General features: G+C 41.8%; 14 protein-coding genes. All 14 read right to left on the bottom strand.

The window, feature by feature from the left end; all coding sequences use genetic code 11:
- Positions 1 to 375: 375 nt before the first annotated feature.
- Positions 376 to 1833: a lipopolysaccharide biosynthesis protein gene (locus tag JWH17_RS19355; RefSeq protein ID WP_205224316.1), complete on the bottom strand. Its 1458-nt coding sequence runs from the start codon at positions 1831 to 1833 to the stop codon at positions 376 to 378.
- On the bottom strand, positions 1830 to 3155 hold the full coding sequence (locus JWH17_RS19350; protein WP_205224315.1) for an O-antigen ligase family protein: 1326 nt from the start codon (positions 3153 to 3155) through the stop codon (positions 1830 to 1832). Before JWH17_RS19350 ends, JWH17_RS19355 begins: the two co-directional genes overlap by 4 nt.
- 145 nt (positions 3156 to 3300) lie before the next feature.
- Complete coding sequence (locus JWH17_RS19345; RefSeq protein ID WP_205224314.1) at positions 3301 to 4245, bottom strand: glycosyltransferase family 2 protein; 945 nt, start codon at positions 4243 to 4245, stop codon at positions 3301 to 3303.
- A gap of 35 nt (positions 4246 to 4280) precedes the next feature.
- Entirely contained in the window at positions 4281 to 5405 is a 1125-nt protein-coding gene (locus JWH17_RS19340) for a glycosyltransferase (protein WP_205224313.1), read from the bottom strand.
- Positions 5392 to 7302 carry an asparagine synthase (glutamine-hydrolyzing) gene (gene asnB / locus JWH17_RS19335; RefSeq protein WP_205224312.1) on the bottom strand — a complete coding sequence of 637 codons (1911 nt, stop codon included), beginning with the start codon at positions 7300 to 7302 and terminating at the stop codon, positions 5392 to 5394. The genes JWH17_RS19340 and asnB overlap by 14 nt, the downstream gene beginning before the upstream one ends.
- 29 nt (positions 7303 to 7331) lie before the next feature.
- Positions 7332 to 7913 (bottom strand): acyltransferase, encoded by a 582-nt coding sequence (locus JWH17_RS19330; protein ID WP_205224311.1) that lies wholly within the window; start codon positions 7911 to 7913, stop codon positions 7332 to 7334.
- On the bottom strand, positions 7910 to 9028 hold the full coding sequence (locus tag JWH17_RS19325) for a glycosyltransferase (protein ID WP_232371205.1): 1119 nt from the start codon (positions 9026 to 9028) through the stop codon (positions 7910 to 7912). The genes JWH17_RS19330 and JWH17_RS19325 overlap by 4 nt, the downstream gene beginning before the upstream one ends.
- Before the next feature lie 2 nt (positions 9029 to 9030).
- Entirely contained in the window at positions 9031 to 11631 is a 2601-nt protein-coding gene (locus JWH17_RS19320; protein ID WP_205224309.1) for an RIFT barrel domain-containing protein, read from the bottom strand.
- Positions 11624 to 12799, bottom strand: coding sequence for a TIGR03087 family PEP-CTERM/XrtA system glycosyltransferase (locus tag JWH17_RS19315; RefSeq protein WP_205224308.1), 1176 nt, complete (start codon positions 12797 to 12799; stop codon positions 11624 to 11626). Before JWH17_RS19315 ends, JWH17_RS19320 begins: the two co-directional genes overlap by 8 nt.
- Positions 12800 to 12837: 38 nt before the next feature.
- A complete protein-coding gene (locus JWH17_RS19310; protein ID WP_205224307.1) occupies positions 12838 to 13881 on the bottom strand; it encodes a FemAB family XrtA/PEP-CTERM system-associated protein in 1044 nt (347 codons plus the stop codon).
- A 20-nt stretch (positions 13882 to 13901) separates the two neighbouring features.
- On the bottom strand, positions 13902 to 14732 hold the full coding sequence (locus JWH17_RS19305; RefSeq protein ID WP_205224306.1) for an XrtA system polysaccharide deacetylase: 831 nt from the start codon (positions 14730 to 14732) through the stop codon (positions 13902 to 13904).
- Between the two features lie 11 nt (positions 14733 to 14743).
- A complete protein-coding gene (locus JWH17_RS19300; protein ID WP_205224305.1) occupies positions 14744 to 15514 on the bottom strand; it encodes a hypothetical protein in 771 nt (256 codons plus the stop codon).
- Between the two features lie 75 nt (positions 15515 to 15589).
- Complete coding sequence (locus tag JWH17_RS19295; RefSeq protein WP_205224304.1) at positions 15590 to 16447, bottom strand: exosortase/archaeosortase family protein; 858 nt, start codon at positions 16445 to 16447, stop codon at positions 15590 to 15592.
- Positions 16447 to 17103: an exosortase C-terminal domain/associated protein EpsI gene (locus tag JWH17_RS19290; RefSeq protein WP_205224303.1), complete on the bottom strand. Its 657-nt coding sequence runs from the start codon at positions 17101 to 17103 to the stop codon at positions 16447 to 16449. Before JWH17_RS19290 ends, JWH17_RS19295 begins: the two co-directional genes overlap by 1 nt.
- Positions 17104 to 17112 lie beyond the last annotated feature (9 nt).

Genomic DNA, 17112 nt, shown 5'->3' with positions numbered 1-17112 from the left:
AATAGTTAATCAAGTAATTTTAGCGACTTACTAAAAAAACTTTACCAGAAATCGTAAAAAGAGCACCCCTTAAAAGGCGATTTTCTCTTACTAAATCAAATAAATAGCTTCTCGCGGACAGACACTAGATAGCCAAAATATATAGTCTATAGTTAGAAAGAAGCGAAAACACCAACTTTGCGCCGTGAATAGCTCTTGAGTATACAAAAGTTCAATGAATGATTAAGTGTCAAAAAGGCTAAAAAGACCTATATTCAGAAACTTTAATTGTCTTTTTGGGATGGCGCCCCCTGAAAGAGTAGGCGCTTGACACAAAATATGGTTGCCGGTTGAGGCAACTGCATACCCAGTAAGAATAAAATTCTGGAATTGACATTATTTTGTTCCTAAAATTTCTTTACCTGTTTGCCAAACCTCTTGAAAAATACTTGGATAAAATAAATAAAGGGACAGAATATAAATAGCTCCCCCTGTAACCACAGATAAAAAAAGAACAACACTACGGGAAATGCCAACCGATTGAAATAAAATAGAAATAGCAAGTGCCCCTAGACCACAAGTAGCAGCACATATAAAAATTGGCAATAATGCATCAAACAAAACCGTGAATTTCCCGTTCATTAATTTAAAAGCGATAAGTAAAGCTATATATTCCACAATTACTGAAAGGACCATTCCCGCCGCTACACCGATCAAGCCAAACAATTTACCGAAAATCCCGATCACTATAGCAGTCCAAACCAGTCCAAATAAAGAAGTTTTAAACTGCAAATCGGGTCGATTCTTAGAATAAAAAATCGCCCCTAAAGGTTGAGGTATCATTTTCAGTGCAGCGCAGAGGCACAAAATTTGCAATGGTGTAATAACCGCCAACCATTGTTCTCCCCAGAAAACAGGCACAGCACTATCTGCTACAGCTGCGAGGCCAAAAAGCAAAGGAAATGTAACCAGGCAAACATATTTTACCGTCTTAACATAACCTCTAACAAGTTGACTGTTATCATCCTGAAATTGAGACAACGCTGGATACAAAACAGCTCCAACCGGGAGTGCGATCCGCTCTAAAACTAAATGAGGAATTCGATAGGCAAACTCGTATATACCTAATGATGCAGTGCCCAAAAGGCGACCAACTAGCAAATAATCTAAGTTTTGCCTGAGATAAGAAGTCATGCCAGATCCTAACCCGTTAATTCCATAGCGAAACAGGTAGCGAAAACTCTCACGATTAAACTTGCACCTGGGCCACCAACGGGCCAGCAAAAAAATAGTTAGTTGTGTGAAAAACGCATTGAAAAGCCCGGCAATGACAAGCACCCAATACCCCCAATCTGTATTTAGAGCAAGGGTCACAGCCAGGGAAGATTCGAGCAGCACAAATACCCCACGAGCAATGTTTAATTCTTTAAAACGCAACTCCTTTGTCAATAAGGTCTGGGAAATTCCGCCAAAAATTGAAAACAAGATAGTTAGGGAAATGACCCGGGCAACATCAGTAATACGCGGATCACCAAAAAACCACCCCCCAATGGGCGCGCAGGAAAAAGCCACAAGAAAAAACACTATCCGCAGGGCTAGCATTAACCAGAAGCAGGTACAGATGTCGTCATCACTAGCATCCTTACGGGCTATCAGGCCCGAGCTTAAGCCGCCTACACTCCCTAAACATTCAATCAATTCGCGCATCAGTATGGCCATACCGAACACACCATAGTCAGCAGGTGTCAAGGCGCGAGCAAGAAATACGCTGGCACCCAACCGGACAATCGTGGTCCAACCTCCACCCGCTACTTGCCAAAAAGCTCCGCGGCCTGCTTGCCGAGTAAGAGTCATTGGCTTATTTCCTTGGCAGAATTAACAGACAGCATCGAGTGTCGGGAATAAACATGTAAAAAATTGATCAATAGAACTATATAAAAAAAGGGTTCAAAATTATTTAAAGACAAAAACAATGCACAAAAAGAAAAACCACAAAGAGAAACAAACAAACCATTATTTAAGCACTTTAAATATAAGGTATTATCATTAATTGAACTGTTTTTTGCAATTTTTTGCATTTTTTTTTCATTTTTCAATAAACTCACAAGCGCGTAACATACAAGGGATATGTAAACAACAAATGCAATCAATCCACTTTCGGCGCCTGTTTGCAAGTAGGCGTTGTGCGCCACACGGGGTTTATGGGTTGAATAGACCGGGAAAGCCGGCCCCATCCCGCCCAGGCCAACTCCCGTTAAAGGGTGAGCTTTCATCATTTGAATAGAGGCCTCCCAGGCTTGAATCCGGGTGCCCCCTGAGGATTCGGCCTGGTAATCTTGTATGGTTGCAGCACGTTCCTTTAACACGTCCCCAGCCTGCCATTGATAGGCGATCAACATTGCAGGAATTATAAGCACACTGATCCAGCGTTTGGGGGACCGCCAGGCAATGAGCAGTACAGTGAAAGCTAAGCCGAGAAGCCCTCCGCGAGAGCCGGTTAAAAAGATAGCATGCCAACCAAAGGGAATGACAAGCCAGAGCCCCAAACGGATGATCTTGTTTTTTAAAAAAAAACCTGCATAGTATAAAAAAGGCAGCCCAGTCACAAAGAGCATGGCAAACACATTTTCATCAACATACAATCCCTGACCAAATGCCTTTGGACCTGCCATACGGCCGTACCAAAAACCTGATAGATATTGATCATTTGCCCAATACACCAAATAAATAACCGACACAATCATTACATAAGAAAGATACTTGAATTTTCTTTTATCATTAATGCATAGAGTTGACATGAAGTAAAAAAAATAGGTTTTCCAGATACGATCGTACAAAAGATCAGGATTTTGGAACCGAGGACCAGGACCACCAAGGACATAAGGGCCGAACAAATAGGAGACAGTAATACAACCGAACAGAATAAAAAAAAGAAGGTTGATTTTCGTTTGCAGGAAGGAGAAATCAATTTCCTTTCGTACCCAGGCAAACACAATCCCTATCACTGTTGGGATGGCGACCAACAAAAAAGGCCGTACCCCTTGAAAATTCCACCACCAAATATGCTGGGGACCAAGGATGACAAAGACATAGGCAACCACGACACCAATCCATGGTCTGGCTATGGCTACCACTGATGTTCCGGCTAGGAATATGTATAAAAGGATCTGTCCCATCAATTTTCAGTTTAGGTCTTTTCCAGAAAATGGAGGGCCTTAGCGCCCCTGTCCTTACCTCTGATTAAAAACATGCCTTGTACCTCCTGTTCGGGTTCAAAGAGAAATTCGACAAAAGTTCATTTATCCACACAGAAATAGCTGGTTAACATTTTTTCATACAAGCGAGACCACGCGCATAAAAATAAACATTTAAGAGAACAAAAAGCTGCAGTCCGGTAAATAAACAAAACTGTTGACGAATTTTCCAGAACGAGAGAACCAGCAGGGGCACCTGCCAGAGGAGCAGGAGAAAAACCCAAGTCGAATTTATTCTGCTGCCGTCAAAAAGGCCGAACAAAAATAGATACACCACAAAAACAAGCGCCAGCAAACAATATAGTATTGGCAGCACTAAACTGGGTACTTCTCGCAGATTGAATTCTATACCCACAAGCCGTTCCCGATTACTTGTAGCACGCCACCGTTCCTTGCGAAAGAAATTTGCTAAATCTCTGGCTTCACCATGGTGCACAGCAATGATACGCTGATCAGCAATAATCCTCCCGTGTTTTTGCAGGCGAATGGATAAATCATAATCTTCACAAGTCACCAGCCGTTCATTGAAACCATTAACAGCCAAAAAGGTTTCTCGCGGGACGAACATGTTCATCGATTCAAGCCATTCGACATCTTCGACGGGACTCTTTTTTTTACGAATGCTGAACCAGGTTTTTTGTACCCAGGTTGCATCATCAGGTACAACCGGTGGAGAGCCAAAACAGGCAAGGTTACTATCACCTAAATACCCTTCGGCAGCATCCAACCAGTTTTGCCTAACCGTACAATCAGCATCAAGAAAGACGAGAACTTTACCGATTGACTTATTCGCACCGAAGTTTCGTAGTCCGGAAATGGTCAGGTCCGGCTGAACGAAAACTTTGGCATTTTTTTCATTTGCGACATCCACTGTCCGATCAATGGATCCGTTATCGACAACCAACACTTCAAAACGGTTGTGATCGAACTTGACGGCGTTGATCGAGTCAAGACAATGCGCTATATTTGTCTCTTCATTTTTTGCGGGGATAATGATTGAAAAATCGATCATGACTTCTCTTGTGAAAGTGGTTTTTATAAATTAAATCAGTTGATTAAATTTATAAAACATTTCTGGTACTTTTGAGCCATATGTGCGGCAGAATAGTTCTCAGTAACAAAGGAAAATGCTGCTTTATCCAGACTACTTCTTAACTTTTCAGATTTTACCAATTTTTCGATTTGACTAGAAAGGTCAGCATGATCATCCAGTTTAAACAAAAGGCCGGTTCTTTCATGTATAATCAAATCATTACATCCAGGAATATTGGAAGCTATGATTGGAACATTGGCAGCCATTGACTCCATTAAACATCTTGGAATACCCTCCAGCCGTGAGGGCAAGACAAAGACATCAAAGCCACGCAAAAATTCCAATCTATCCTGGCGAAAACCTACAAAATGAACTGAGTCGGCAATCCCCATGTTCTGACATAATTTTTGGAGCTCTTCTCGCTGCTCTCCTTCCCCAACTAGATATAACTCCCAATCAATGTTTTTAACATTTGTGAGTGCCTTGAGCAAAACCTCAAGACCCTTTCGCGGTATAAGCTGTCCGATGTAGCCCAGAATAAATTTTCCAGAATTCTTTGCAGCTAACACATCGGGAGTAATTACTTCTGATACACTTACCTCTGAGAGATCGACACCGTTAATAATGAGGTGAAGCTTCTTATCAAGGCCAGGAATTTTCTTGAGCGGCTGATATAGGTCTTCCGACAAAGGGGCTACAGCATCCATAAAAGGCAAGGCTATTCTATCAAGCATCTCGTAACACCAAAGCTTGATATCTCCGTTTTTACTCCAACCATGCGGTGTTGAAATTATTTTGCACGATATCCCTCGCGTAGCTAACAACCCGACAATGTCAGTTTTATAAAAGTGGGTATGCAAAATATCTATACGTTCATCAACGAGATATTTTTTTAGTTGCTTGATAATTGAAAAATTCACCTTTCCATGTGCTTCAAACTCTATGGTTTCGTACCCCAGTGCCTTTGCCTCCTGGCACAGTTTTGCATCTTGTTTTGGATCATCTTTTATAACACCAACCACAGATACGACTTTCTGCGGGTCAAGGTATTTAATAAGGGCAAGAATCCATCTCTCAGCGCCATATAAACCGCTAGGGCTGCCCAACTGGAGAACTTTAATCGGTTTATTTGAGTGCATGTTTCTCCCACATATCAAGCATCAAAACAGCCCAAAGAAATACTGAATGATCACGTTTTTCTAAAGTATGTTCTCGCCACATGTCATCAAGCACATTCTTTGAAAATAATTCAGAGACAAGCCCATCACCTCTAGACAGGGAGCTTTCCATCATTTCTTTTAAATCAGTTCTGAGCCATTTGGCTATCGGTGCGGCAAATCCCGATTTGGGTTGCTTCAATATTTCTTTAGGCAATCTTTTTGCGGCAAGGTTTCTTAAAACGACCTTGCCCTTTTGGTTGTCGATTTTCAGGTGATCTGGCAGAATAGCCGCAAACTCGAGAATACGATAATCAAGGAGAGGCGAACGAACCTCTAGAGAATGTGCCATGCTCATTCTGTCCACTTTCACCAAGACATCTTCTGTCATATAAAAATTGACATCAGCGTACTGGGCGCGCATCAGAGGTGTAATCAACTCCTGTTGTTCTAAATGCGCTGCTACCTCACCAGAATAGAGCGGAGCTACTGCCTCAAAAGGAGTGTACCCTCTCAGGTGCTTGTGAAACGCTTCTGAGTACAATTTTTGCCTCATATCACTGCGCAACCAGATAAGATCGTTATAGTAGGCTTCAACATCACTGATACTGAGGTTTTCAAAAATTGTTTTAAGCCGCAATGGCTTTGAAAGCTTTGCTGAAGCAGGCCAGTTAGTACCCAAAGGACCAAAAAGTAGGGACCTTAGAGCCACAGGTACGGCTTTCCTTATGCGAGATTCAAACATGTGGGGAAGGTAGCGAAAGGTATAGCCACCAAAACTTTCATCCCCCCCATCACCCGACAGGACGACTGTTACATTTTTCCTTGCCATCTGACAAACATACCAAGTCGGCACTGCACTCGAATCAGCAAAAGGCTCATCAAAATGATGGGCAATCTGCGGTAGAATTTCAGCACAATCAGGGGTTAAAGAAAACTCCCGATGGTCTGCCTGGAAAGCATCAGCAACACCTTTTGCTAACCTCGTTTCATCTGCAAACCCTGTAAAGCCAATTGTATTGGTCAGCACCGGCTTATTTGACATTTTTGCCATAGAAGAAACGACTAGGGTTGAATCGATCCCACCTGATAAAAATGCTCCCAATGGTACTTCGCTAACAAGGCGCATCCTGGTTGCATCATCAAGTAGCTCTTCGAATCGCTCTGTTGCTGTATCAAGAGTGAGACTGTTATCCGGCGCCAGACGCAAATGCCAGTATTGCTTCTTTGTTAAACCGGACGCATTTACTGTGAGAGTATGAGCAGGTTCAAGTTTAGCAACATTTTTAAAAACGGTTTTAGGAGACGGGATATAGCCGAAGGAGAAATAACAGTCGAGAGCTTGGCAATCTATATCTCTTGTTTTGTCGTTTTCTATGCTGACAGCTTTCAGCTCTGAAGCAAAAGAAAAAAAACTTCCATCCCAAAAATAATATAAAGGTTTTTTACCGACCCTATCCCTTGCCAAAAAAAGTGTTTTTTCTGCTTTATCCCATATGGCAAAAGCAAACATACCGTTAAATCGGTTTACACACTCTTCCCCCCACTGGCGATAGGAATGCAGAATTACTTCTGTATCGCTATTGGTTGAAAAACTGCATCCTCTCTTTTTGAGTTCTTGCCTGATCTCCTGAAAATTATATATTTCACCATTAAAGACAATCTGGAACCGGCCTTCGGCGATCGCCATTGGCTGCTGACCACTGGCAAGGTCAATAATACTAAGGCGACGGTGGCCAAGGGCAATATTATCATCAACATAATAGCCTTCTTCATCGGGTCCACGATGCTGGATGCTATCAGTCATCTTCCTTATACGAGAATTACTACTCGCCGTATCATGCCCTGCTATTGTGTAAAAACCAGCTATTCCGCACATAAAACTACTTCATCAAAACCTATTATTGATTATAAGTCTCCAACCTTAGCGGCAGGGTTACCAGCAACTACACAGCCTTTGCCAAATGTTTTGGCCACAACGGCACCAGCACCAACCAGAGTTTTGGGGCTCACATCAGCAAGGATTATTGCACCTTCACCGATCCAGACATTCTCACCAATTTCAAGCTGTTTGGCCGAGTCATGGGCAAAGGAAGACCACGTGCCATCAGCCTGCAGAGTATGTTGCTTTTTACCGCTAGTGATACTCACCCGGCTGCCTATTTCACAACCGGAGTTAATTCGCACAGAGCCAATAACACCGTAGTTGCCAATGGATACTCCTGGGCTGATTATAACCTCTCGGTGGGTGAGAATAGTACCAAAACCGATATTGCAGTTCAGAGAACAGGAACTGGTGGTTTGGTAATAATAAGACCGCCTAAGAAAAACCCCTATTATTCCGGGGACAAGAGCAAAACTCTGAGCAAAAAAAGAAAAAATAACTTCGGAACCAGGCAGGATTTTTTTTTCAAGAAAGCTTAAAAAGCCACAGGGAGCAACTAACACTACACAACAATAATTTATGACCTTTTTCGCAAAGGCTTTCACTTTTGCTGCCCTATTAAGGTGGAGTACATAGATCGGTATCTGGCTATCATAGCTTCAAAAGTAAATTGCTCTTCGTAACGTTTTTTAGCCATTTGAGCCAGGTGAACAGTTTGCTTTTTATTGTTAATGGCTTCAAGCATGACGTTTTCAAGTGCAATATCGTCATCTGAAGTGATGACCCATCCATTTACTTTATCAACAATGAGCTCCGGGTTTCCTCCCACATCAGTTACCACCGAAGCAATGGAAGAGGCCATGGCTTCCAGCAAAGCCATGGAAGTACCTTCACTAAAACTGCACAGAACAAAAAGGTCGAAACATTGTAAAAGCTCTGTGGCATCACTGCGGTAGCCAGTAAAAATGACATCTGCTTCGCAGCCTAATTCTGTGGCGAGTTCATGAAGCTTTTTTTTCTCCGGGCCATCGCCGACAAGCATCAGTTTTGCCTTTGGATATTTTTCCACAAACCTGGCAAAAGCAGCCAATAACATAGGATAATTTTTAATTGCATCAAGACGGCCAACACTACCGATCAAAAAATCATCTTCAGCAATACCGAATATATTGCGTATTTTTTTGCGTTTCTCCGCACTGATTAGAACAGGTGAGTGAACACCATTGTAGACAACCTGTATATTCTTTTGTGAAAGACCTTCATACTTAACCAGTCGTTTACGAACGTCTTCCGAAACTGCTACTGTAACATGCGTTAAATGCTGGATGACGAGTTTATTGATAAAATTCTTTTTCCAGCTATACACTTCCGGGTAATGGCGACCATGCTCCTCAAAGAGCAACTTGTTTTTTCTATAAATCAACCGCGATAGGGCACTATAAAACCAGGCTGTGCATTGATGAGCATGGATTATATCCACCTTATTAAACTGACAAATATTTGCAATTTTGCGTGCGACATTTAAATCCAAACCAGGTTGACGCCGGCAACAATGCACTGCAATGCCCTGCTCCCTAAGTCTTTCAGCCCAAAGACCGGGCTCATCCAGGCAGATGATCAATATGTCATGTTCATTACGGTAGACCTCGCTCATCTGCACGACAAGGTGTTCTGTGCCTCCAAGATTCAGACTGTTGACAACGTAGGCAATTACCGCCATGCTCAACCGGCCCTCAATGGTAATTTGGATACGGCAAAGTCTTTTACAATACTCAATTTATTTTTCAGGGCTGTTTTCAGTCGCGCTCTCTGCGGTTGAAATTGGCTTGGTGAACCAAAGTTATAGTTGTGAGGGGAGAGAGTAACAACATCCTGATGAGTGGAAAAATACTGGTACAGGTAACCATACACTGCCATTATTACCTGAGGTCGAGTAAAAGAGGCCGTAGGAAAGCTTAAAAGATCATCCAGTCCGGTTGTATAAAAGAACTTAGCCTTTTCTCTGTACTTCTGTTTCTGTTCTGACACCCCATACTTGGCTGCAAGAAACAGGACATGACTTTTACGCACATCTTGTGCCGGCCAGGTTTCCGTTGGAAGCAGCACCTTATCCAACACTGCTTTATACGGTTTTTCATGCTCCATCATCCAGTCTGCATAATGCAACAAACTTTCTCTTGCATAGTGGAAGTAATAATCCAGTTCTCCAATCTCCTGCTTATAATCGAGATATTTTCCTAAAATCTGAAGAAATACCAGATAGGACCATCTATATTCCGGCTCCGTCAGATCAAGCTTGTCTATATCATCTTCAGGATGAATGCAACGGACCAGCAGCTCTTCCGCCTTTTGCAGGTAATGTCGTTTTCCACTTATCCGGTATCCGTCAATCAGCGCATTAATACTGTTCCCTGCTCCACGGCCAGGGTGGTGGTAATTGACATCAACGGTCTGGCTGGCAAGCCCGGTGGGGCCTTCATCAACAAAGGCAAAAACACCTTGCCTTCCATCATCAAGAGCAATAACCCAGTCGGCCAGTCCCATTACAGTTGCTGCGACATCCTTATCACCACTCAGGTAGTAATAATGGAGGAGCCCTGAAGTATAATTGTGTTCATTGGAAGGGCCACCACCATAAGCGCCCTTGATTGCTCCATGATCAAAAGCTGATTTGGTATAGGTTCGGTGGGTACAGGTTGAACAGTTTTGATGATGATCAGTATGCCAGAATAATCCACCGTTATAGCTGTGCTTATCGCTTTTTGTACGATAAATATCAATATCCATCACATGGAGTGCTTGTTGCTCCATGAGCTCATACCAGCGTTGGTCTCCGGACCGTAACGCCTGCACGGCTGCTCCAAGAATAAAATCGTACTGGTTGTTATAATGAGAGACAAATTGTGATCCACCGTCATGATTAACCGCTTCATGGTCAGCATACTGGTCACCAAAATTACGCCAACCGTACTCATCTACTCTTTCCCGCTTTGCGGGAAAGGAGTTATCCCCTTCAATGATTGCCTGGATATAGTTTTCATAAACTGGATATGATTCACTATTTTTCGGTACATAATAAGGCAGGACAGCAGTACTCTCCAAGTAATCCTGGTTAATTAGAACGCTTAATGGTGTTAGGTACTGTTCAACCTTGCTTTCTATTTCATTTTTATGAAAATCAAGAAACACACAGTGCCGCTTCTGCTCGCCCCCCTGAAGCTCATAAGGTTTACCCTGCTCCTCTGGAAACAGACCAAGCTCCAGAGTTGGTCCAGTTGCTCGGAGAGTGTTGGGAAAAGACTGCCAAAAGTATTCGATAGCACCGGTAACGCTGTGCGTACTCCCTGCGATTCTTAACCAAGGGGTTGCTCTTTCCCCTTTCTTCAAGTTTTGCTCCACTCCATCAGGCGAAGTTCCATAAACCCTATATCCTTTGTAGGAAACAGTAGGCTGGTTGTCTGCATCAACATGGTTTGGTGAATCCCAGTTTTCTCCCCCACTTGAATTCTGATGAATTATCAACGAGGATGCATCTGTTGTAATAAGGTTATCTGCCAGTTCCGGTTTTAGCTCATACCGGCACTCTTTATCATCAAGATTTATTTCAACAGCAAATTTATCAAAACAAACTGATCCTTTATCTCCCAGATCCCATAAACCACCTCTGTGGTGTGCCGGCTTTGGATTATGCAAGGTTGCCTGTAGTTCCAGTACAGAGCTGCCAGCTCGAAAAATCAACCTCAAGTTGCAATTACAAAACAGTTTGCCTTTATTATCGACAAAGTGCCCTTTTTTAACAATTGCAGCGTATATGTGCCCATTTTCTTCAATTTCTGCAGCAGTGACCTGGAAATTTAACTCTGCCCCTGCTGTTACCAGCCGTACACTACCGCCACCATCCTCCAGTATCTGTCTCCCATTTGAAAATACTGATTCCAACAAAGTTGAACCACGACCGACTTTAAACTCAGTTGCTCCTGTATTAATTATAAAAAGATCATCACGGATAGATATTAAGGGAGATAGATCAGAACGGTCTGCAGCTACTGTGCATAATTCATATTCAGCACGGCCATGACTTTCGACATTTGCTGGAAAATCCAGTATAAGCCATTTAAAAGACCGATCAGGCCAGTACTCAAGGCAAGAAAACTGCACATTTACACGTCTTCCTTCAGTGTCAACCAATGAGAGATCATCTAATTCTCTTGCTATACCTCTTGCCATTGGCAGGCCATGGCGAACCGGCCATTCTTTCCGATCAAAACCACCGTGTTCACTCAGAGACAGTGTGCATTTTGTAGAAAAAGAACGCTTAGGCATGGATCAATCTCTCCATTGCTTTTAAGTGTAAAGGCCATGAATATTGTTGTTCCATGCACGCTCTTGCATTTTGGCCAAGCTGTTGCCTCGCTCCCTTGTTTGCCAGGTACCCGCTGATCTCCTCTATAAACTCTTCTGCAGAGTTGGCAACGATCACATCTTGACCCACTACAGCCCGTATCCCCTCCAGAGATTGCGGAGAACATATAACGGCCTTCCCCATAGACATAGCTTCAAGTACTTTGTTCTGCACCCCCCTAGCTGTTTGTAGAGGAACGATACAAAGAGCGGCCGTGGCAATATGCTCCCTGATATCATCTACAAAACCAGTTACCTTTACGTCCTCTAAAGCTGCCAATTTTTCAATTTGAGGTGTGGGGTTACTGCCAACAATCTTAAGTTTAAGACCTGCATTATTTTGGCGTAATCCTGGCAAGACATTATCAACAAACCAGCATACGCCTTCAACATTAGGCCAATAATCCATCGCTCCTGTAAAAACTATGGTTGCAGGCTCTTCAATAACATCGGGTAGCGGAGAAAAAAACTCCAGATCAACACCGTTGCCTACCACCTCTATGGCAGCATCTGGAACATATTGTCTGAATAATTGTTTTTCAGCATCGCTTATGAGAATGGTGTTTGAAAAAGATGCTATAATTTTCTTCTCGTATTCGAGCAGCAACTCTCCTTCACGTTTATACAACCAACTCAGGAATCGAGAGCACGATTGAGCATACTGTCGCCACTTATGAGAATCCACATCGATCAGGTCCATCGTTTTGTGAACATTTTTCAACTTTTGTTCATAATGTTGAGACCTATACACATATTCTGCTGAAGGGGAAGAAAAACAAAGGATAGAGTCGACTTCATAGTTACTAAGAAATTTATCAATGCTGGATTGCAGCTCCTTTGAGTAAAAATAGGGTATGGTGACAGGTTGTGAGGAGAGCAACCCTTTGAACACAGCGATTATTTTTTTGGTTCGTGGAGAAATGACATCATACATAAGCGTTGAAACCATTTCTCTCAATGCACCGGTATGGCTCTCATCGGCTGGGTCGTCAATCAAACAGGCAAGATGCACCTCATGCCCCATGCTATGCAAATACCGTAGAAAATTATACGACCGAATTTTATCACCTTTGTTAGGTGGGTATGGCATTCGATGACAGATGAATAGTACGCGAGAAGACATTGTTGTTATAAACTAATATATTTACGTACTAGAGGCCCAAAACAGTTGGCTACAGGAATTGGTAATTTCCGCCACATTCCAGCTATAATTTCCTTATTTCTACTCGTCGGTTCCTTTTCTGTAGGCACAGTTCCAGTGAAAAGTATTCTATTCCAGATTAACGGCTGTGGTTGGGCGCCCCATTGCGCTTTAAAGCGATACGTTCCTTCTCCCCGAGTTGACCGACCAAAATCAAAAAGTGTACATCCATTATCTGATGCATATTGTAAAAAGCCCCAGTAAAGGAGCATATTGGGACCAAGCCGATTATGGGAGCGCAGAGTTGATGCCCATGGTATTGAAACCTTATTTCCCACACGTAAGATGAGTCCAGCGCCTATTGGCAGGTTTTCTTTAAAAACCAACCCCAATTCGGCACAGTCACCAAATTGACTGACCACCTCTTTAATCATTTTTCTTGAGTGAACAGGTGAACCGAGATCACGCATGTTTTGACTAAAAACGTCATAAAACAAATCTGTTTTCTTGTTTGCTATCTCGAAACGAAGACCATTTTTCTCAGCCTTTCTAATTTGGCTTCGAAGCTTAGATTTAAAACCGTTCCACAACTCATCCGAGGAAGTTTGCAGTTCTAGCAACATGCGAACTTTATTCTCAGTTTTTTCAACTGGAAGCGCCTGTTTTTCGCTAAAATTCGGCAAACTCGATCGCAAATCAAGCGCTGAGGCTCCAGCTTTTTGGGCCATAGCTATTGCTTCAGCAAGCAATAGCTCTTCCACCATCTCATTTTCAGCCAGGGTCGAACCAACATCACAATATGGTAAAGAAACAAAGACAGGCTTACAGAACGGAATTTTCAGAATTATGAGCGGCAGCACGCCTACTACGCGACCATCATTTTCGGCGACAAGACCAATTTTGCCAAAATTATATGCCTTTTCCACTGCTACCATCCAACCATAAAGATGGTAGGGACTGGCATCAGGGTGACTATGGACATATTCGTCCCAAATGGAGCGATCGTTATCTGTTATTGGACGAATATTCATCTTCTAGCGTTTTTAATTACTCAGTCCGAATTGATCGGTCCAAAGGAAAAATCATGCAGGAGGTGCTCCAGTCGGTCTACCGTTTTGTTCAGATTATTGTAATGGCGAAACTTTGAGAGCAGGCTAGCATTTTTAAAACGAGGCTGTCCCGGGTCGACCTCCCAAGGATGGAGATAAAACATGAAAGGCTGTCGTTCTTTTTCGTTTATTGATTGTAATCCCATTCTCGTGAACCAGTAAGGAAAAAGTCGAAAATAGCCGCCACCGGAAACGGGTATTTTTCTGCCAAAAATTAAGGCTGTGGAAATAGGGTACTCTATTAACTTCTGCTTTGCATGTTCATACCTGAACCTGGGAGCATTAGGGATACCATAATTATCGTGATAGATAGGAAAAATGGATGAGTCATAGGTAAAGCCTAACTCTTCGAGTATATCAAGCGCCCAAAGTGATTTTGGGGTGATGGAATAACTTGGTGCTCTGTAACCGTTGACAGGCTCACCTGTTATATCTTCCAAAATATATTTTGCCTTTTGGGTATCCTCTCTGAATTGCTCAGGAGAAAGATCATACACTTTTCGGTGGGAATAGCTGTGGCAACCGATCTCGTGCCCTGCCTTTTGTATGGCACGAACCAACTCAGGATGTTTTTCAGCCACCCAGCCGACGATAAAAAATGTCCCCTTAACATTATGCTTATCAAGTAGCCCCAAGATGGACGAGGTATTATTGGCTACTCTTGATTGCTGATTGTGCCAATCATCGGCTGAGATAACATCTTCAAAAGCGGCGACCTGAAAATGCTCTTCTACATCAATTGTCAGGTAGTTCACTAACCATTCATTTTGCATAACTACTATCTCTACTTACCCTTGATAATGAGCATATAAATATTTTTAGAAAACAGGTAGTGATAATGAGATAAAAACGAAGTGATAACTAATGAAAAAATGAAACAAAGGGAAGGTCTTAAATCAATCATCTTAACAAAAAAGAGTAAAACACAACCATGGATGAGAAAAAAAGAATAACACCTGTCTTGTAGCACACCAAGCGGCAAATTCACGTTCACAGTCGGCATATAATCCATCTTCAAAATCGAAGAAAAACTAGTGCTATTTTTTGCAATACATCCAACAACAAAAAATGCTAAATAAAAAAACGACTGTTTTACAAAAAAATAATAACAACAAGCTGACAAAAAGCCGTACATCAAATTAATATATATACTCTCACTACTTGTACAAACAGCAAGCATTAAGTAAAGGACAAGAATAAAGGTTATAAACCAAGAAATAACATATAAAGGGTCGACTATAAATAAGCCTCCAAAGAAAAAAGTTACTATAAAACTAATTAAATCTTGTCCTTTGTATTGAATAAACAAATTTATACAAACGACCCCAATATAAACAGTCCAGAATGGAGCCATTATTTGAATATACTTTTTAAAGAACCATTGTAACTTTGCACCTTCAATAGGGTAAGCAAGAAAACCCGACAAAAAACAAAATATACATATTGCTAGAAAATCAATATTTGTATTATCCAGCCCATACAGTCCCTGAAAATGAAAAATAAAGATCAATAATGTTGCAACAATACGCAGTAAACTTGGAATGAAAAAATACAAAATACCCCTCAAAAATAACTCTTTATTACTTTATTATCTATTGATAGGAAAGAAAACCTTCCGCAAGAGCGGTACTCATTCAGTCTTATCAGCTCTAAGTAAAATATTGCTTGTTAAAATCAATAGAATCAACCCAAATATGAATGTAAAAAGTCCTGAAAATTCATGCAGAAAACCTTGAGCAACCTTTTCTCCATAAAAATGAGCGAGGACAGCTGTCAGAACAAGACGCACAGTGTTAGCAAAAACAGCAATTGGCGCAGAGAAAAAGAAAAGAGCCCACCTTTTCCAAACGACTAAACCTGAAAACCACCCCAGCGCTATGCTTAAGGCGAACATAGTATTTAATGAACGCAGACCTGAACAAGCATCTATCACTTCCAGAGTTGTTTGAGCAAGATGAAGGACATTACCTTCTCGAAAAATAGGTAAACCCAGCATTTGGACAACATTTTCTGTTATTGCGCTGGAAAATAACTGCAATGGAAATGCTATTTTGTTCCAGAGAATAGCTGGAAGCGGAACCATAAAAACAAGATAAAGAAGCGGTAATAATACATTACCTGTTATACGGTACCCGAGCATGAATAAACATATACCAATTAAAACAGGGATAATGGAAATTCGCTGAAGAAAAAACTCAGATCCGACGGTGGCGATATACAGCTGAGCTAACCCTGCCAATATCACAAGAAAACCCCAATTCACAGGTGAGACAGGTATACTTTTCAAATCAGATCTCACCGTATAGATCATATACGCACTGATTAACGGAATAAAAAAACCATGTGAGTAGTTATCGTTTATTTTCCAATCTGCTGCAAGCTCTACCAAAACAGGAAAGTATAGACCAACTACGGCAAGCAGAGTTAAACCAATGCAAAGATAACCGTACGCATTTCTCTGTTCTTGGTGAGTAGCAGGAGGGATCATTATAAGACTTTTCCAGGTAAAAAATTATCAAGTTCTGGTAGAATATGTATAGAAATATCTTTTAACGCTTTTCTTGCCATTTCGATATCACCATCTTCTGCGTAGGCCATTAGCCTAACAAAGGTACCATCTCTTCGTTTTTTAAGAATTGCATCCGTAACAAGAAAGATTTTTTCCCAGTATTCGGAAGCAATTACTCTCCCTCGGTTTTGAAACCAGTAATAGACAACCTGGTATTCATTTCTGTTTCTAATTATCATCTCAGAAACGGTTACCGAACGTTCATATCCGTCTGGGGTGATATCAACTGTGTTGATCTCGTCTATACCCCATCCTCCGCCTGGAATGCAATTTTTGGGAGAATGGTATCCCTTTCCATTGCCGACAGCTTCATAAAAGGCCGCATAAAAATTAACTCTTTTCCCTGCCTGATTGACATAATTGTATTCAATGTAGTCATCCACCCCCAGCATTTTAATAACCTCCTCACCTGACTTACGTGAAGAAACCGTATTCCATTCGCCCAGATGTGTAGGGAAAAGTGCGAGAGGCTGTAGAATTGGGGTACGGTGGACGCCTGCTACATCCTGTAACAAGAAGAAGGTGGCCGCAAACATGGCCAAAAGAATAAGAGTGCGTGGCAGGGATATCTTCATTATTTCAAC

It is taken from the genome of Desulfogranum marinum, assembly GCF_016918565.1.
Classification (GTDB): Bacteria; Desulfobacterota; Desulfobulbia; order Desulfobulbales; family Desulfobulbaceae; genus Desulfogranum; species Desulfogranum marinum.
Note: the sequence above shows the minus strand (reverse complement) of the source record. Positions and strands in the feature narration are given on the sequence as shown.